Below are 17,946 nucleotides of genomic sequence, written 5' to 3'. Positions count from 1 at the left end.
AGCCCCAGTGGCGGTTATGGCCGGATGGAACAGCCGGAGCGACTGTCGTGCCTCAACTCGCCGCGCCGATGACGTAGTTGATCGCGCTGGCGACATCCTCGTAGGCATGGGTGGGGCGGAAGGAGCTCTGGGTCCACGGTTTCCCGTTCGACACCCACACGCTTCGCATTCCCAGTGCGTGCGCGCCGGCGATATCGGCGTGCGGTGAGTCGCCGATGACCCATGAGGCGGTAAGAGGTATGCCCACGGTGTCCGCGGCAGCGTGGAAGATCTCCGGGTCAGGCTTCTTGTGGCCGACCTCCTCCGAGATCACCCAGCCCTGGACAAGTCGGTCGAGCCCGGAACTGCGGATTTTGTCTTCTTGCTGAGCGGTACGGCCGTTGGTGACGATCACGCACGTCCAGCCGTCACTGTGCGCCTGCTCCAGGGCCTCGCGGGTGGGAGCCGTGAGGGTGACGCTGTCGGCCGCGCCGTGGTCGAGCAATGCGTGGATGGCTTCGGCGGGCACCGCGTCCCGGTATCGGTCGGCCATGGCCGTGGCGACATCGTGGCGGGCGGTATAGCCGCTCGCATCGGTCGTCATCACCCATGTGAGATCGGTGTCGGGCAGGCGGTGCTCGGCGAGGAATGCAGCGACGGCGTCTCGGAAGGCGGAGTCGCGGTTGACCAGGGTGTTGTCGAGGTCCAGCAACAGCAGCGACATGAGGGGCAGTAGATCATGGGCGGCAACCTCGCGGCGGTGGGGTTTCGTAGCCGTGATCGACATGGTCAGCAAGACAGATCAGAGCGGGCAGCAGGTCTGTCGCCCGGGACGGGGTCACGATCGCGGTCAAGGCCTGAAGCCGCCGTGATGGCTGCGGACGGCCAGCCCAGCACGGTCAGTTCGGGCCATTCCTCCTGCCATCGTGCTGCCTTGGCCTCGTAGACCGTCCGCGGAGCGAGCACGGGGTTCGGCCGAAGGACGAGGTTGAACACGTCCGACAGGCCATGAGGTGCATAGACGCGCCACTGCCCGTCCGTCTCCACACGTACTCCCAGACAGCAGGTCGTTGCGGCGAAGCTGTCGATCGCCGCCTCGGTGGAGTCGTAGGGCGGGCACGGGACGCCGAACTTGTCCTCGTACCAGAGATGAACCCGCGCCTCCTTCCTGATCTCCACCTCTGCAGGCAGATCGGCGAAGACCTCCCGTCCGGCCTGAATCACGGCGTCCTCGGCCTCCCAGGAAAGATCGCTGCCATCGAAGTAGAAGACGTCGTAGTCCTTGATACCGCTGGTCGCAGGTCTGTCCGTGACCACGTTCCATACCGTCTGGAACAGACACCCGGCTGTCACGTACCACCCCGGCAGGCTCAATGAGGCAGTGCGCGCCAGTACCTCCGTCAATACGTGGTTACGGGAGAGCGCCGAACGCAGGGACTCGAGTTGTCGGTCGAGAGGGAGTCGGCTGATCATCAACACTGCCTACCACAACTCGCCCATGGTCACGGCGGATGTTCTTGCGGCTGTCGTCAACCGGCTCGCCTTCAACGGCACGATCATCGAGACCGGCACGGAGTCCTACCGCCTCGCCCCCCACGCGATGCCGTACGTGTCGGACGTCCATGCCCGTCACCCGCGAGTGGAGCGCGGCTTCAGCGGATGCGGTGCTTCCGCCAGAAGGGGCCGAGGTCCCTGTGCGTCATCGACTGTGCGGCCCTCTTGAAGTCGGCGGTGGTGGAGACGCCGTACCAGTGGTCGCGGGCGTACTTCTTGATGAGGCGCGCCATGGGGCCGGCCCCGAGGACGTGCTCCAGGTCGGCCAGGACGCAAGGGCCGATCCCGTACACGACCCGGGAGTACTCGCCACGGTGTGTGGACCAGTAGGCCATCGAGTCGGTGAGCGCGGCGGCGGCGCTCGGCCAGGAGTCGTCCGGCGAGCACTCGAACCCGTCCCAGCGGTAGTAGCGCGCGTTGGCGTACTGAGCGAAACTCTCGTCCAGCCAGGGTGCGTTGTACTCGTCGTTGCCCACGACGCCGTACCACCACTGGTGGGCGATCTCATGGGCGGTGGCGCCGCCCTCCTTGTCCGTGCCGAGGAGGACCAGGCCGGGGTACTCCATGCCGCCGGCGAACCCGGGGGTCATCACGAGGTCTATCTCGCCGTACGGATAGCGGCCGAACTCCCTGCCGAACCGGTCGATGGCGGCGACGCCGTCCTTGCGGTTGAGGCGGACACCGGCGGCGGGCGTGTTCGGCGACCAGTACGACTTCACGCGCACGCCATCGGGCGAGGTCTGCGTCGCGGTGCGGAACGGGCCCGCCGCCCATGCGAAGTCCCGCACCCGCTTGGCGACGCTGTGGGTGACCGTACGCCCGGTACCGCCGGAGCGGGTCCATGTGCTGCCGGTCGCCGGGACCTTGAGGGCGGACGGGTGGTCGAGGCGCACCCGGAAGTCGCTCGCCAGGGTGTAGAAGCTCTCGCCGTACGACACATACGGATCGAGGTGCCACCCCCTCGCGTCGTGCACGGCGAGGACCGGCAGCGCGTTGCCCAGGAAGCGGAACGCGCCTTCGCGGCCGAAGCGGTTGTTGCGTGTGGGCACGGTGAGGGCCACGTCGAAGGAGACGGCCGTCCGCTCACCGCGTGCGAGCGGCTTTGGCAAAGCGATGCGCAGCGCCGTGCACTTCACGCCGGGGCGGCCCGGAGTGCCGCCGCGCACGTGGGAGACGCGGACGGGGGACGGTCTTCCGGATGTCCCGCAGCCGTCCTCGCCATTGCCCCACAGGCGTAAGTACACCTCACGCAGGGGCCGGCTGGAGGCGTTGCGGAAGGACACCGTCTGCCGGCCCGCCCAGTGGGAGCCGTCGGCGTCGGCGCGCAGTTTCGCGTCGTAGCTGGGGCGGTCGGGCGTCGCGGGTTCGGCCGCGCTCACCGCGGCGCCGGGAGCCGGGCCGGACGGCGTGCCGGCCTCGGCCACGGTGGAGCCTGCTGTCGCGAGCAGCGCGAGCAGGGCGACGAGCAGACGGCGACCGGTTCTTGAGGGGCCCGTGGGCGACGAAGGCGATGAAGACAACGGAGGCGATGAAGACAACGAAGGCATGGCAGACGACATGACAGATGACATGCCAGCGGATCTTGTCACAGGGTTCCTTGCGGCCGACACAGGTCCGCGCGAAGAGGGGAGGTCGGCTCCGCTTGGGCGGCGGAAATGCCAGGGTGCGCAGGGGATGTGCGCTGCACGTTGGCGCACAGTGAATGGCTGTTGTCGTTCTGAACTTGAGGAGTGAGTTCACGTCGCCGAGGTGCCTGGCGATTCGGCGAGATCAGAGCGCCCACGGGCACGACGCCTGGTCCACTGCCACCACCGGCGTCCTCGCAGCAGCGCGCAGTTTGTCCCCCGAGCGGTAGGAGGCGAGGACGTCCGCACTGGCCGACCTGCGGAGACCGTGTAAATCGCTGTCCGGTCGCGGGAGCACGGTGATAGACATCCGGCGTGGAAAAGAATCTTGAGTTCACCGATCTGTTGCGACTGATCGATGAACGGTCAACCGCCTTCCGCGCCGTGGTCGCCGCCGCGCCCGATCTCGACGCACAGGTGCCGACCTGCCCTGGGTGGGCGCTGTTCGATCTGGTGACGCACCTGGGTGGGGGAGACCGTTTCTGGGCCGCCATCGTCGGTGCGGGGCCCGCCGACGCGCCCCCGTCAGAGGCCATCGCCGCGCGCGCCGCTCTGGACGTGCCGCAGGAGCGTGAGGCCCTGCTGGCCTGGCTGGACGCGTCGACGCAGCTTCTGCTGGGCGCGCTGCGCGCGGCGGGACCGAAGAGCGGGTGCTGGACGTGGTGGCCCGCGTCGCAGTCACCGCAGACCGCCGGCGGTATCGCCCGGCACCGGGTCCAGGAGACCGCGGTGCATACCTACGACGCCCAGCTCGCCGGGGGCGCCCCGCAGCCGCTGCCGGTCGAGGTGGCACTCGACGGTGTGGAGGAGTTCCTGTTCACCGTCTGTGCAACGCCGAGTGCCTGGCCGCACAAGCCCACGGCTTTCGACTTCCGCGCCGCCGAGGGCCGCTCCTGGCGCCTCACCGTCGACGGCGACGGCGCACGCACCACTCGCATCCCCACGCCCATCGCCATGACCGGCGAGGACTCGGACGCAGTCGGCGCCTCCGTCCGCGGCACGGCCAGTGAGCTGGTCCTCTACCTGTACGACCGGATTCAGGCCGACTCCTTGCATGTTTAGGGAGATGCAGCCCTCCGGACCTGCTCCGCGCCTGGGAGCCGGAGGAGAAGTAGGACGTAGCGGGGGTGGTTGTGCCGCTCCTCGAGCATCGCTGATCCCCTCTTTCCGCGTATGGACATGGAGGCGGACTGGACCGGCTGTTGCTCACGGATCTCGTGGTTCCTGTTACCGCACACGCCCGCGGACGTGAAGCAGCATGTCCGGGTGCGGGCAGAGAAGTGAACGGTACCGGCGTCACAGCGCTGGGCCGCGGCAGCGGATGTGGTCGATCGCAACGTATCGGACAAATCCGCTGTGCAGGCTGCCGGTACCGCCTGCGTGCACTTCGCCCAGGGACCTGCCTGTGACCAGCACTGCCGTATGGCGGCTATCGGCGATCCCACCCGCGGCCGTGGCCGCATCCCGCCGCACAAGACCTGCGGCCGGCCCCCGGGGCACGAACGGCGCCCCGGCTTCTGTGGACTCGCCCGGTCGCCGCCCCTAGGTTCCTCGGCGATGGGCGGCAGCGCGGTACGGCAACCGGGCTGTGCCGGACACTCCGCCCCGAGCGCCTCAGGAGGATCAATGACGATCCAGGCAGCGCTGAACCGCTCCCAGATCAGGTGGGACACCTACATGTTCCTGGGCAACCAGTACCTGTCCTACGGCCTCGCCTCCAACACGGTGTTCGTCGGCCCCCGCAGCATCGCCGCCGGCTGGCCGGGCCTGGCCGACACCCAGTTCGCCGAGGGGATCGACGCGATAGTCCCGTACTCCTACCCGCCGGTCATCTCGACAGTGCCGGTGATCCCGACCGAGAAGGACTACATCTACATCTTCCGTGGCGACCAGTACGTCCGGTACGACTTCGCCAACGAGAAGATCATCTACGGTCCGCTCAGCATCGCCGAGTGGTGGCCGGGCATGAAGGACGTCGGGTTCGACCGGGACATCGACGCCGCTTTTATGGACCACCGGGGCGACTTCGCGCAGGTCTTCGTGGACACCTACATCTTCTTCAAGGGCGACAAGTACATCACCTACGATCCCCGAGCGGACAAGGTGAGCGGCGGCCCCTACCCCATCGCCGACCGTTGGCCGGGGCTGAAGGAGGCCGGGTTCACCCGGGACATCGACGCGGTCGTCTTCAACGTCGTCGAACCCTCCGCCCTGGGCGGCAACAGCAAACGAGAGTGCTACTTCGTCAAGGCCGACAAGGTCCTGCACTTCGACATCGAGAACTGGAAGCCGCTGACCGGCGCCCGCAACATCGCCGACTTCTGGCCCGGTCTCAAAGGCACCGAGTACGCCGCCGCCACCGCCCCGCCACCCTACCCACAGGTCAAGGCGCGCGCCGACTTCAGGATCGCCTTCAACAATCCCGGCGAGAACAACCCCAACCCCTATGGCTGGATCGAACTGAGGACCAAGAGCGGGCAGCCCTTCCGGATCTGGACCCAGATGAACCAGGGCAACGCCACGCCGGCCCGCGCGAGCGCCGCGCCGTCCATGAACCTGCCGTTCACCTCGTCCGAGATCGCGAGCCTGGGCGCCTACGTCGACGAGTACGACCTGCTCAGCGGCGACGACTACCTCGCCCGCGGCAGCAAGAACTACAACGGCAACGGCAGGTACACCCTGTCCTCCGACGACGGAAGCGTGGACATCGACATCACCGTCACCGACCTCTGACCCCGCCCGGCACTCACGCGTCCCGCTCGCTGCTCGCCCTGCCGATCCCTTACGGAAGATCGTTGTTGTGGGCATGGACAGGGTCGTCGAGGGCGTGGATGAGGCTGTCGCGGCTGCGGTCGGGTCGGGGGAGATCGGCTCCTCTGCAGTGGTTGAGGGGGCCGCTGATCCGGAGTTGGCCGAGCAGGCCGCCGAAGTCGCGCAGCCACGTCACTGATCCCGGATGCCGTGGCTTCGGACCTGTCTGTCGCAGTCGCTGCGCACCCGCCTGCGCGACGAGCCGCCTACGCCACATGAGCCTGCGCCAAGCGGTGCTCCTGCCGTCACGCCGGACGTGACGGTCCGCGTGCGAACGACGCCCGCCCCGGGCTGGACATTCCGCCAGGAGTCAACTCCCCCTCCAGTCACCAGGGCGAGGCTCTCGCCGCCACCACCTCAAAGGTGACCCATCAGGACGGCGACGGCGACCAGGGGGATGCCCATGCCCATGACCATGCCCACCAAGAACCGGACCGGCCGAGCCGAGCGCTCCAAGCGCTGGCGTCGAGCGCTGGCGGCGGCCGCGGTGCTGACCGCCGCGGGCACCACACTGACCGCCGTGCCACAGCCAGCCCACGCGGCGCTGCCGCCCCAGACCATCGCGGATCCGGTGCACTACTGGAACGACGTGTTCATGAACGTCATCCGAAGAGAGGGCGGCGGCCCGGGCCCCATGGCCAGGTCCGCCGCGATGCTGAACGCTGCCATCTACGACGCGGAATCGTCCTACCAGCTCAAATGGAAGGGCAAGATCACTTCCGAGCCCTACATCCACGCCGAGAAGTACGCGGGCTGGGTCGAGGGCCCGGACGAGGAGGAGCGCGTCGTCGGCCGCACCGCGTACAACGTCCTGCTCGGGCTCTACCCGGGGCAGACCTCCTACCTGGACGCCCGCTTCCGCGAGCGCTTCGGCACCGAACCGACCGGGTTCGACCTCCTCGACACCACGGTCGTCGGGACGATGGTCAACCAGATGCGGAACGCCCGCAACGGAGACGGGTCCGACAACGACCAGGTGTACGTGGCCGACAACAAGCCCGGCGCCTGGCGGCCCACCAGCTACCCCGACATGGTCGATCCCGGCTGCACCCAGGACAGCCAGGCGGTGACCCCGTTCTGGGGCAAGGTGAAGCCGTTCGCCCTGACGTCGGGCGCACAGTTCCGGCCGCCCACCCCCGGGATGTACGGAACGTACGAGAACCTGCTGGCCAGCGACGCCTACAAGCAGCAGGTTGAGGTGGCCCGCACGGCCGGCGCCGACAGGCCGACCGCCGACACCCCCGTCATCAACCGCACCGCCGACCAGGAGGCGGCAGCCTGGTTCTGGGCCAACGATCTGGACGGCACGTACAAACCGCCGGGCCAACTGCTGCAGGCCACCCGGGACGTCGCGACCCAGCGCAAGCTCACCACGTACGAGAACGCCCGCCTGTTCGCCCTCGTCTCGATCGCTCTCGCGGACGCCGGGATCGCCGTGCGGGACGTCAAGTTTCTGACGCCGATCGATCTGTGGCGGCCGGTCTCCGCCATCCGTGAGAGCGGCCTCGACCCGAAGTGGAAGCCGCTGCTCAAGACGGCGTCCGGGGTCAATGTCACCCCGTGCTTCCCGGCCTGGGCATCGGGGCACGCGACCTTCGGCGCCGCCTGGGCCGGGGTGATGAAGCGCTACTTCGGCAACGACAACGTCGCCTTCACCATGTCCACCGACGAACCGCAGTCCCCGGTCAAGTACCGCTCGTTCACCAGCTTCAGCCAGGCTGCCCGCGAGGACGCGCAGAGCCGGATCTGGCTCGGCGTGCACTTCCCGTGGGACGCCGAGGACGGACTCGTCCTCGGCGACAAGATCGCCAACTACGTCTGGACGACCAGGCTCCGGAGTCTGTGACGAGCGCGAGGGCACCACGGCCGTGAAGGCGGCCGGGTCCACCCACGTATCGTCTTCCGGTGTCGGAGCAGGCGATGTACGCGGCTGTGCCGCCGGGGGAGTGGGCCATGAGCACGCCATCGACCATCGTCGGGGCGAAGGATGAACTCCGGCGGCCGCTCGCGGTCTTCGACGCCGTGGTGATCGGCCTCGGGTCGATGAGTCGATGATCGGCGCGGGGATCTTCGCAGCTCCGGCGTCGGCCGCGCGCGCCGCCGGGTCGGGGCTGCTCAACGGTCTGGCGGTCGCCGCCGTGGTCGCCTTCTGCGATGCCACGTCCTCGACTCGGCTCGCGGCCCGCTACCCGGCCCTCGGCGGCACGTACGTCTACGGCGGCCCGTGAACGTCTCGGAGGCTTCTGGGGCGATCTGGCCGGGTGGTGTGTCCTTCCTGGTCGGCAAGACCGCCTCCTGCGCGGTGAGGGCGCTCACGGTCGACTCGTACATCTGGCCGGGCCAGGCTCAGCCCCAGGTCCGCAAACGCGCCCGCAGGACCGGCTCCGCGTGCCCGGCCACCCGCAAGATGGCTTCGGCCAGTTCGACGCCGTCACGCTCGCGCCCGCTGTTGGACCACTGGTAGGCCAGCGACTCCGCCAGGCTCCCCGCCGGGCGGCGTTCAGTCCGATGCGGTAGGTGCGCCGGAGCCGCACGACCGTCAGAGCGTCTGGGTGAGGTGGACGCCGTCGATCACCCAGTACCAGTTGTTGCCGCCGGTGTAGCGGAAGCGGACGCGGGCGGTTCGTGCCCCAGGCGGTGTCTGGAGGGTGATGGTTTCGGTGCGGGAGGCGACGTCTGCGGTGTATGTGCGTACGGGGACGGGGGCGCCGTCGTCGTAGGAGATGAGGACCTCGCCCTTCTGCGGGGACTCGTGCCGGTAGTAGGTGGTGTAGGTGAGGGTGGCGGGGTGGCCGCCGGTGATCGCGTACGCCGGGCTGATCAGTGTCGAGTCGAACGTGCCGGTGAAGGTCTTGTCCTGCCATTCGTCGCTGTCGGCGACCGCGAAGACGTTGCGGGCGCGGATATTGGACTCGCGTGACTGGTCGCGCTGGGCCTGGGTCCAGAACTCGTCGGTGGTGAAGGTCCAGCCGCGCCATTCGGTGACGCCCCCGGTGCCCATCGCGGAGTTGTCGACGGACCAGCCGGCGGGCGGGGTGTGGGTGTAGCCGAGGACGGCTGCCGGGATGCCGGTCTCGTCGGCACGGGCGGTGAGGCGGGTGCGCAGCGTGTCGAAGTCGTCGGGCCGCGGCTGCTGGAGGGGGCGGCCGTCCAGGTCCCAGGCCGGGTCGAGGGCGATGCCGAGATGGGCCAGGGCAGAGGCGGCGACATCGGGCATCTTCACGTCGTGGCGGACGGAACCGGCGCTCAGGGTGGGGCCGGTGGCGATCATGAAGTTGGAGCGCTCGGCCAGGGTTGAGCCGCCGTGGCCGCCGGCGTCGGTGTGGCCGTGATCGGCGGTGATCATGATGAGCCAGTCCTCGGAGCCGTACGTGGAACGGGACTTGACGGCGGCGACCATCTGGCCGACCTGTCCGTCGGCGGTGCGGATGGCGTCCGCGTACTGAGGGCTTGCGGCGCCGTGGCTGTGGCCGGCGTGGTCGACGTTGTCGAGCTGCACGAAGACCGCGTCCGGATTGCCGTTCCGCAGCTGGGCCACTGCGCGGGAAGTGGTGCCGGTGTCGTATTCGGCGCTCGGGGTGGAGACGCGGGTGTCGACCCTGGAGGAGAGGACGGTATCGGTGATCGGGGCCCAGGAGGAGACGGCGTACGTGGTCAGGGCGGGCCTCGCGGTCTCGATCCGGGTGAGGAAGTCGGGGTACTGATCGAATCTGTGCCCGGTGAAGTTGTTGTCCTTCACGTTGTGCTTGTCGGGCCAGACGCCGGTGAGGAGGGTGGACCAGCCGGGGCCGGACATGGTCGGCGCGAGCGGGTTGGCGTAGATGGTGCTGGGGGCGGTGAGGCCGACTGCCATCAGGGCGTCCAGGTTCGGGGCGTCGGCGGTCTGAATGCGGGTGAGCAGGGCGCCGTCAAGACCGATGACCAGGACCTTCGGCGTCCTGACGGCGCCGCGGGCGGTGACGGCCAGGGGCCCGGTGGTGGCCGCGAGGGCGGCGGCGGACAGGAGCAGCGAACGACGGGACATGCGGTACGGCACGTTTCCTCCACGGAGGCGGGGGCGGGTGGGTGGATGTGCGGCATGGCAGCGCTATGGGGGGCCAGGGGGTGGCGGTGCGGTTCAGGGTGCTTCTGGTTGCCAGGTCTCTGAGCGGTCGGCCAGGGGACTGACTGTCGATCAGCCCGGTCTGTGGGCGGCAAAGTCGGGGCCAGTTGCCGGTCGGCCCGGTCCCTGGGCGGGTGGCCAGAGGTTTAGCTACCCGTCGCGGACTTCCACGCATCGACGTACGACGTGATGTTCTTCTCGATGTCGGCCCAGTCGGGCTCGAAGACCTCCACGCCGTCCGTGAGTTCGGCGAGTTCGACGGCGTTGTCGTCGGTGGCCTTGATGTCCTGGCGGGCTGCGAAGCCGCCGCCGACCTTGCTCACCTGCGTCTGGGCCTTCCGGCTCAGCATGTAGTCCAGGAGCTTCTGGCCGTTGGCGGTGTGCGGGGCCTTGGTGACCAGGCCGGCCGCGTACGGCAGCGCGAATGTGGTGGGCTTGCCGCCCTTGGGGGCCGGGAACCAGATGCCGAGGTTGGGCATGGATCTCGACTGGGCGTGGTTCATCTGCACGTCGCCGTTGGCGACGAGCAGTTCGCCCTTGTCGACCTTGGGCGCGAGCTTGCCGGTGGAGGCGGACGGACCGACGTTGTTGGCCTGTAGTTTCTTCAGGTAGTCCATGGCCTGCCGCTCGCCGCCGAAGTCGTGCATGGCTTTGATGAGGACGGCGGTGCCGTCGCCCGCGACGCCGGGAGTGGAGTACTGCAGCTTGTTCTTGTACGTGCCGTCGAGCAAGTCCTCCCAGGTGGTGGGCGCCTGCTTCAGCTCCTTGGTGTTGCGGATGAAGCCGAAGTAGTTGTTGACGACGCAGGTCCAGGTGCCGTTCTCCGCCTTGTTGGCGGCGCTCACCTGCTCGGCGCCCTCCGGAACGTACTTCCGCAGCAGTCCCTTGCTGTCGGCCTGCTGGATGAACGGCGGGAGGGTGACGAGGACATCGGCCTGCGGGTTGCGCTTCTCACGGACAGCGCGCTGCACCATCTCGCCGGAGCCGCCCTCGACGTACTCGACCTTGATGCCGGTGTCGCGCTCGAAGTCCTTGAAGACCTGGTCGTACCAGCCGTCGCCGTTCTCCCCCTTGAGCCCGTCGGCGCTGTAGACGGTGACGACCTTCTCATCGGAGGCAGCGGAGTTTCCGCCGCAGGCGGTGAGCGGGAGCGCGAGCAGGCACAGGGCAGTGACCGGCAGGAGGGACTTTCTGGGCATGGCGAGGTGAACTCCTTGCACACATACGTGGGGACGTGGATACGTGGGTACTGAAGGGTCAGCCGTACGACTAGCGGTACGACGCTCTCGTGCGGATCCTGGCGACCGCCGACAGCATCAGCAGCGTGGCCGCCATCAGGACCACGGCGATCGCGGAGCCGGTGAACAGGGCACCGCGGTCCGTGGAGGCGTAGATGAGGACCGGCAACGGGGTCCAGTCGGGCGGGTAGAGCATCATCGTGGCGCTCAACTCACCCATGGACAGCGCGAAGCAGAGGCCCGCGGCGGCCGTCAGGGACGGCAGCAGCAGAGGGAGCCGCACCCGCCACAGGACGTACGCGGGGCTCGCTCCGAGAGAGACCGCGGCCTGTTCGTACGCCGGATCGAGACGGGTGATCGCGGCGGAGACGGACTGGTAGGCGAAGGCGGTGACCAGGACCGTGTGCGCGATGATCACGATCCAGCGGGTGCCGTTGAGGAGGAGTGGTGGCTGGGAGTAGGCGACCAGGATCGCGAGGCCGACCACCACCGAGGGCACGGCGACCGGCAGTACGAAGAGGGCGTCCATCGCCTTGCGGTGCCGCTGTTTCAGCGCGGTGGCGGCGAGCGCGGCCCAGGTGCCGACGACGAGCGCCAGGAGGCTCGCGGTGAGGGCGGTGACCAGGCTGGTGGTGAGGGCCTGGAGGGCTTCGCCGCGGGTGGCGGCCTGGTAGTTGGCGGTGGTGAATCCGGAGGGCAGGGCGCTGGACCAGTGCGTCGCGAAGGAGGCGCCGAGGACGACGAGCAGGGGCAGGGCGAACAGGGGAAGGAAGAGGACGAGGAAGACGGCCCACAGGGCCCACCTCGCCTTGCGGCTATGCACCAGCACGGCGGCTCACCACCCGGTACAGGCCGTACAGGCCCGTGGAGATCAGGATGTTGACGACGGCGACCGCGCAGGCGCCCGGGTAGTCGGACTCCAGGATGGCTTTGCCGTAGACGAGCATCGGCAGGGTTGTCACGCCTTTGGCGCCGGTGAACAGGACGATCCCGAACTCGTTCAGGCAGAGCACGAGGACCAGGCTGCCGCCGGCCGCGAGGGCGGGCAGTGCCTCGGGGAGGATGATCCGCCGCACGATACGGGGGGCCCGGGCGCCCAGTGAGCTGGCCGCCTCGATCTGCGCGGTGTCGGTCTGAGAGAACGCGGCGAGCAGTGGGCGCATCACGAACGGCGTGAAGTACGTGATCTCCGCGAGCAGCACCCCCCACGGCGTGGTGAGGAACTGGAAGGGTCCGTCGGCGGCGCCGGTGATGTCCGTCCACAGTCCGTTGGCCATGCCGACCGTGCCGTAGAGGAACAGCAGGGCGAGCGTGATCAGGAAGGACGGGAAGGAGAGGAAGACGTCGATGAACCGGGAGACCGCCCGGGCGCCGGGGAACGGCACGAAGGCGATGACCAGGGCCAGGACGAAGCCGAGGATCAAACAGCCGGCGGTCGAGGCGAGCGCCAGCCAGACGGTCGTCCACAGTGCCTGGCGGAACGCCTCGGAGGCGAAGAGGTCGGCGTACGGCTCGATCGACGTGCCGCCGGTGTCGGGCTGGAGGGACTGCCGGACGACGAGGGCGAGGGGGTAGAGGAAGACGAGGGCGAGGAGGGCGACGGGCGGCAGGGCCCACACCCAGGACGGGGTGCCGGAGCGCCGGAGCCGGGTCTTCTTCGCCGGGGTGGCAACGGCCGCGCTAGCCATCTTCGCCCACCCCCGCGGGCAGCAGCACCGCGTCGTCGGGTGCGAAGTGCAGCGTCACCGTGGCGCCAAGGACCGGCGGGTCGCGCAGTTCACGCAGGTCGGCCATGATGCGGTGGCCGTCCACGTCGACGTGGAGGCGGTGGGTGGCGCCGCGCCACTGGATCTCGGCGAGCGTTCCCGTCAACCGGTTGGGTCCCTCGCCGATGCCGACCAGGTGCGGCCGGACGCAGAGGGTGGCCCGCGCGCCGGTCACGGCTCCTGCCGTGTCGACGTCGACCTGCGCCCCCGCGAAGTCGGCGCCCTTGGGGCCCACGGTCACCGGCAGCAGGTTCGCGCCGCCCACGAACGAGGCGGTGAACTCGTTGGCCGGCGCCCGATACAGCTCCCTGGGCGTGCCGCACGCCTGGAGACGGGCCTTGTCCATCACCGCGATGCGGTCGGCGAGGGTCAGCGCCTCGACCTGATCGTGGGTCACGTACAGGATCGACACGTCGGGGAGTTCGCGGTGCAGTCGGCCGAGTTCGGCGAGCATGTCGGAGCGGAGCTGCGCGTCGAGCGCGGAGAGCGGCTCGTCGAGGAGGAGGACGTCCGGGCGGATGGCGAGGGCGCGGGCGATGGCGACGCGCTGCTGCTGGCCGCCGGAGAGTTCGCGCGGGTGGCGGCGGGCGTAAGCGGCCATCCCGGTCATCTCCAGCGCCTCACCCACCCGACCTCTGATCTCCGCCTTGGGGACCTTGCGGGCCTTGAGGCCGAAGGCGACGTTGTCCTCGACACGCATGTGCGGGAAGAGGGCGTAGCTCTGGACGACCATGCCGAGGCCGCGCCGGTGCGGCGGCAGGTCGGTGACGTCCCGGTCGCCGAGGAAGACCCGCCCGGAAGCCGGCCGTACGAACCCGGCGACCGCCCGCAGCGCGGTGGTCTTGCCGGATCCGGACGGCCCGAGCAGCGCCATGACCTCGCCCGGTTCGACGGTGAGGTCGAGGGCGTCAAGGACGACGTTGCCGTCGTAGGCGACGGTGACCGAGTCGAAGCGGATACCGCTGCTCGTGGTGGTCATCAGCTGGCCGCTCCGCGCAGAAGTGCGGGCAGGTCGGTGACGGAGTCGAGCAGGTGGGTGGCGCCCGCTTCGCGGAAGGCGTCGTCGCCGTGCGCGCCCGTGCGCACCCCGGCCACTAGGCCGGCCCCGGCCCGTACGCCGCTGAGCACGTCGTACGAGGTGTCGCCGACGACGGCGACCTGGGCGAGGGAGTCCGCGGCCTTGGTCCGCAGGAACGCCTCCAGGACCATGTCCGGGTACGGCCGTCCGCGCCCGCCCGCGTCGGCGGGGCACAAGGTGAGCGGCACCAGACCGTCCCAGCCGAGGGCTACGAGGATGGCGTCCTGGGTGACCCGGGCGAACCCGGTGGTCAGGACGACGGTGCGGCCGTCGGCGGCGAGCTCTTCGATGGCCTCGCGGGCCCCGGGGACCGGCGCGATCAAGCCTTTGTCGACGAGTTCGCCGTACGCCTTCTCGAAAGCGGCGTTGGCGCGCCGGGCGTGCTCCTCGTCGCCGAAGAGGTGCCGGAAGACAGAGATCTTGGACTCGCCCATGGTGGCGCGGACGTAGTCGAGCTTCCGGGCGTGGTCGGGGCTGCCGGGTTCGACGCCGAGCTCGCGGGCGGCGGTGTCGAAGGCCCGCTCGACCAGTCCGCCGTCGGCGACGGTGGTACCGGCCATGTCGAGGGCGACGAGGCGGAAGTCGGGTGCGGGTGCGGGTGCGGGTGCGGGTGCGGTGCCAGGGGTGTGGGTGGTCACGGAGGTCCTAGTGGTCATGGGCGTCTTCGTCGTCCTGGGCGTCTCAGCAGTCCCGGGCGTGTCAGTAGTCCCGGTCATCGCAGTGGTCCGGTCATCTCAGTGGTCATACGGGTGTTCACCAGCCCAGTTCGTTCGCGGTGGTCTCGGCTATGGCGGGTGAGCAGGTCATGCCACGTCCGCCGGGGCCGGTGACGAGCCAGATCCCTTCGCTTACCTGTTGGCGGTGCACGACGCGGGTGCTGTCGACGCATTGCGCGTACACGCCCGCCCAGCGGCGGCGGATCCTCGGCAGGGGACGGCCCAGGAGGGACTCGACGACGCCGGCGAGGTGTTCGTAGGGCTCCTCGACGGTGTCGAAGGCGAAGGGGTGCTCGTACTCGTGGGTGTCGCCGATGGTCAGGCCGCCGTCGGCGCGCTGGACCATCAGCAACTGCATCTTGTGCTCGGCGGCGGTGGCCGCCTGCGCCTGCCGGGCGTTGAGTTCGTCCAGGGCGGGCGAGGCGTACGCCGGGTAGTAGCGGAAGCTGTCGGCGTCGGCGACCGAGGTGGTCAGGGTCTCGCCGAGGGGGTCGGTCTGCATCATCTGCAGCCGGACCCGGCGTACCGGCAGGTCGGGGCCGGCCAGCTCGCGCACCAGCCCGCCGAGCCAGGCGCCGGTCGCCAGGATGACGGTGTCGGCGGTGTGGATGTCGCCGTGGTCGTCGCGGACGGTCCCCGGTCCGGTCACCTCACGGACCTCGCGGCCCGACAGGAAGGTGTAGTTCGGCGACTTCGACAGCTCGGCGCGGAGGGCGAGTTGGGCGGTGCGGGGCTCGACGGCCGCGTCCCGTTCGCAGTAGAGGGCGGCGTCGAACTCGCCGCGCAGGGCGGGGTTGACCGCGCGGGCCTCGGCGGGGGTCAGCAGCTTGTAGCCACGCGCGGCGGCGTCCGGGCGGGATACGGCGGCCTCGGCGACGGCGAGTTCCAGCTCACCGCGGACCGGGGTCAGGGAGCCGTTGGGGCGAAAGCCCAGCGCCGGGATCCGGGCGCCGATCTCCTGCCACAGCTCCCGCGCCCGCAGCGCGGTGTCCAGTTCCTCGCCGCCGGCGCGGCCGCTCACCCAGATCTGGCCGAAGTTGCGCAACGAGGCACCGCGAGCCTCCCGTTCGCGCTCGATCTGTACGACCTCGTGGCCGCGTTCCACCGCTTGCCAGGCGTGCATGGTGCCCACCACACCGGCTCCTACGACTGTCACTCTCACGTGCTTCACGCTCCTTGTCCTCGGCGAACCGGAGGGATCCGGTTGTCAACGAAAGCGTGAACCGGGCATCACATTTGGGCTAGACCCGTTATCTTTTCGTGATGGGGAAGTCAGTGGTTACCCGGAAATATGGGGCGTCGCTGACGCCGGTGTCGGTGGCGTCAGCCCCGCAGTCGAGCCGAGAAGGAGAACCGGTCGCCCCGGTACAGCGTGCGCACGCGCTCCAGTGGCAGGCCGTCGGTGTCCCGGGAAACGCGGTGGATGAGGAGCATGGGCAGGGCAGGCGGCGTACCGATGAGCAGGGCCTCACGTGGGGTCGCGAGCACTGTCTCGATCCGTTCGTCGGCCTCGCCGAAGCGGATGCCCCGGGCGGCGAGATGGGCATAGAAGGAGGAGTCCGGCTCGAAGGCGGTGTCCAGATCCGGCAGCCGCTCCACGGCCACGTACGTGCTCTCCAGGCCGACCCGCTCATCATCGGCGAGCAGTACGCGTTCCAGGTGCCAGACGGGTTCGCCGCGCGTGAGACCGGTCTCGGCGGCGAGCGCCTCCGGGCAGGGGAATCGGTCCAGGGTGACGAGAACGCGGCCCGGCTCACGGCCTTGGCGCCGCACGCCCTCGGTGTAGCTGGCCAGGGACAGCGGCTGCTCCAGCTTGGGACCGGCGACGACGGTGCCTCGGCCCTGCCTGCGCAGCTTGCCCTCCAGCACCAGTTCGCGCAGCGCCTGCCGGACGGTCTCGCGGGCAACCTCGTAGCGCTCGGAGAGATCGCGTTCGGTCGGGATCGTGGCGCCCTCTCCCAGCTCCGCCACGAGACGGTCGATCCGCGCCTTGACCGCGTAGTACTTCGGTACGCGGCCGTGCTCGGGGATACCGGAGCGGACGGGAGCGCCCGGGGCCTGATCGTTCGGATAGTCCACGCGCAAATGTTCGCAGACCGCGTGGCCGCCCCTTGCCTCGGACCAGCGGCGCCTACGTACTGCGACGAGGCACATTCACGGACTGCGTATGACGCCAGTCCCCGTTCTTGCCCGAACGAAAGCCCTTACCGGGAGCAGCCAACCCCTGCGCACGGTGCTGCACGTTCCGCTCCGTCTCATGGCTTCTGCCCGACCGGGCATACTGTAGGGAAATTTTCGGAAACAACAGACCTCGTCGGTGTAGCGGATGCCGCGAAGCATCCGGGGTAGCTGGGTGGGGCACTGCTCGGCGCTTCGGAAGTGAGGCGGGTCCATGGATGCTGCTGCCCAGAACGAGGGCCGGGAGCCGCTCGCCGACGGTCCGATAGCGGTTTCCGCAGCGTTCGAGGGCAGCGCGGAGATCGCCGGGGCGCGTGCCCTGGCCCGCGAGTTTCTTGCCTCTGTGCAGGCTGAGCACGGGGTGCCGGTGTCGGCGCGGGCGATGGGCATGGTGCAGCTGGTGGTGAGCGAGCTGGTCACCAATGCCCGCAAATACGCGCCAGGACCGTGCCTGCTGGATCTGGAGATCAGCGGGGGAGTCGTCCAGATCAGCGTGTGGGACAGCGGCACCACACTGCCGTCGGTGCAGGCGACGAACCCCGACCGGGTCGGCCAGCACGGCTTGGAGATCGTCATGGCGGTGTCCCAGACGTTCTGCATCCAGCGGGAGCCGGTGGGCAAGCGGATCACCGCGTCCGTCGTACTCGCCGACGACCCCGGCGGAGACGCCGCAGACCGTCAGGCCGTGTGAGGTCAGGCCGCACGGTCCAGGGCAGGGGTGCTCCTGGCCGGGGCAGGGCAGGCGGCGCCCGGCCGTCTCCGGAGAATTCTGCGATGCGTGACTTCTTCGTCGACGACCGCCTGATGATCACCCCTGCTAGCACCTGTGCGTGACGACCGGCCCCGAACCACGCCCGACCTCACGGCTGGCAGAACACGGCTGGAACCGACTCGACGCA

The 17,946-nt window shown here is 69.3% G+C and carries 14 protein-coding genes and 2 pseudogenes; 5 read left to right on the top strand and 11 right to left on the bottom strand.

Going from position 1 to position 17,946, the window contains the following annotated elements; translation table 11 throughout:
* Positions 1-52: 52 nt before the first annotated feature.
* The 3 genes and pseudogenes from ABZ877_RS09065 to ABZ877_RS09055 all read right to left on the bottom strand — a co-directional run bounded on the left by ABZ877_RS09065 (position 53) and on the right by ABZ877_RS09055 (position 3,104).
* Positions 53-703: an HAD family hydrolase gene (locus ABZ877_RS09065; RefSeq protein ID WP_361066758.1), complete on the bottom strand. Its 651-nt coding sequence runs from the start codon at positions 701-703 to the stop codon at positions 53-55.
* A gap of 155 nt (positions 704-858) precedes the next feature.
* Positions 859-1,452, bottom strand: a pseudogene (locus ABZ877_RS09060) (nucleotidyltransferase family protein); the annotation flags it as partial.
* Between the two features lie 179 nt (positions 1,453-1,631).
* The gene (locus ABZ877_RS09055) at positions 1,632-3,104 is read right to left on the bottom strand and encodes a M1 family metallopeptidase (RefSeq protein ID WP_361066755.1); all 1,473 of its coding nucleotides are present in this window, start codon (positions 3,102-3,104) and stop codon (positions 1,632-1,634) included.
* A 369-nt stretch (positions 3,105-3,473) separates the two neighbouring features.
* Here ABZ877_RS09055 and ABZ877_RS09050 point away from each other — a divergent pair, with 369 nt between their 5' ends.
* From ABZ877_RS09050 to ABZ877_RS09035, 4 genes and pseudogenes are all read left to right on the top strand, one after another.
* Positions 3,474-4,220, top strand: a complete 747-nt coding sequence (locus tag ABZ877_RS09050; RefSeq protein WP_361066752.1) for a maleylpyruvate isomerase family mycothiol-dependent enzyme — start codon at positions 3,474-3,476, stop codon at positions 4,218-4,220.
* A 564-nt stretch (positions 4,221-4,784) separates the two neighbouring features.
* Complete coding sequence (locus ABZ877_RS09045; protein ID WP_361066749.1) at positions 4,785-5,891, top strand: hemopexin repeat-containing protein; 1,107 nt, start codon at positions 4,785-4,787, stop codon at positions 5,889-5,891.
* A gap of 487 nt (positions 5,892-6,378) precedes the next feature.
* Positions 6,379-7,815, top strand: coding sequence for a vanadium-dependent haloperoxidase (locus ABZ877_RS09040; protein ID WP_361066746.1), 1,437 nt, complete (start codon positions 6,379-6,381; stop codon positions 7,813-7,815).
* A gap of 107 nt (positions 7,816-7,922) precedes the next feature.
* Positions 7,923-8,316 (top strand): annotated as a pseudogene (locus tag ABZ877_RS09035) (amino acid permease); the annotation flags it as partial.
* A gap of 192 nt (positions 8,317-8,508) precedes the next feature.
* Here the strand turns inward: ABZ877_RS09035 and ABZ877_RS09030 are convergent.
* The 8 genes from ABZ877_RS09030 to ABZ877_RS08995 all read right to left on the bottom strand — a co-directional run bounded on the left by ABZ877_RS09030 (position 8,509) and on the right by ABZ877_RS08995 (position 16,948).
* Complete coding sequence (locus tag ABZ877_RS09030) at positions 8,509-9,993, bottom strand: alkaline phosphatase family protein (protein WP_361066743.1); 1,485 nt, start codon at positions 9,991-9,993, stop codon at positions 8,509-8,511.
* Between the two features lie 224 nt (positions 9,994-10,217).
* The gene (locus tag ABZ877_RS09025) at positions 10,218-11,270 is read right to left on the bottom strand and encodes a 2-aminoethylphosphonate ABC transporter substrate-binding protein (RefSeq protein WP_361066740.1); all 1,053 of its coding nucleotides are present in this window, start codon (positions 11,268-11,270) and stop codon (positions 10,218-10,220) included.
* 70 nt (positions 11,271-11,340) lie between these two features.
* Positions 11,341-12,138, bottom strand: a complete 798-nt coding sequence (locus ABZ877_RS09020) for an ABC transporter permease subunit (protein ID WP_361066737.1) — start codon at positions 12,136-12,138, stop codon at positions 11,341-11,343.
* Entirely contained in the window at positions 12,125-12,997 is an 873-nt protein-coding gene (locus tag ABZ877_RS09015) for a 2-aminoethylphosphonate ABC transporter permease subunit (RefSeq protein ID WP_361066734.1), read from the bottom strand. The genes ABZ877_RS09020 and ABZ877_RS09015 overlap by 14 nt, the downstream gene beginning before the upstream one ends.
* Positions 12,990-14,054 carry an ABC transporter ATP-binding protein gene (locus tag ABZ877_RS09010; RefSeq protein WP_361066731.1) on the bottom strand — a complete coding sequence of 355 codons (1,065 nt, stop codon included), beginning with the start codon at positions 14,052-14,054 and terminating at the stop codon, positions 12,990-12,992. Before ABZ877_RS09010 ends, ABZ877_RS09015 begins: the two co-directional genes overlap by 8 nt.
* Complete coding sequence (locus ABZ877_RS09005; RefSeq protein WP_361066728.1) at positions 14,054-14,809, bottom strand: HAD family hydrolase; 756 nt, start codon at positions 14,807-14,809, stop codon at positions 14,054-14,056. The genes ABZ877_RS09010 and ABZ877_RS09005 overlap by 1 nt, the downstream gene beginning before the upstream one ends.
* A 97-nt stretch (positions 14,810-14,906) precedes the next feature.
* On the bottom strand, positions 14,907-16,031 hold the full coding sequence (locus tag ABZ877_RS09000) for a TIGR03364 family FAD-dependent oxidoreductase (protein ID WP_361066725.1): 1,125 nt from the start codon (positions 16,029-16,031) through the stop codon (positions 14,907-14,909).
* Positions 16,032-16,192: 161 nt separating this feature from the next.
* Positions 16,193-16,948, bottom strand: coding sequence for a GntR family transcriptional regulator (locus ABZ877_RS08995; protein ID WP_361066722.1), 756 nt, complete (start codon positions 16,946-16,948; stop codon positions 16,193-16,195).
* A gap of 313 nt (positions 16,949-17,261) precedes the next feature.
* On the opposite strand from ABZ877_RS08995, the gene ABZ877_RS08990 reads away from it, so the two are divergent.
* Positions 17,262-17,738 carry an ATP-binding protein gene (locus ABZ877_RS08990; protein ID WP_361066719.1) on the top strand — a complete coding sequence of 159 codons (477 nt, stop codon included), beginning with the start codon at positions 17,262-17,264 and terminating at the stop codon, positions 17,736-17,738.
* Positions 17,739-17,946 lie beyond the last annotated feature (208 nt).

Source organism: Streptomyces sp. NPDC046939 (assembly GCF_040644575.1).
GTDB lineage: Bacteria > Actinomycetota > Actinomycetes > Streptomycetales > Streptomycetaceae > Streptomyces.
The sequence above is the reverse complement of the archived record's forward strand: the minus strand, read 5'-3'. Positions and strand labels throughout refer to the sequence as shown.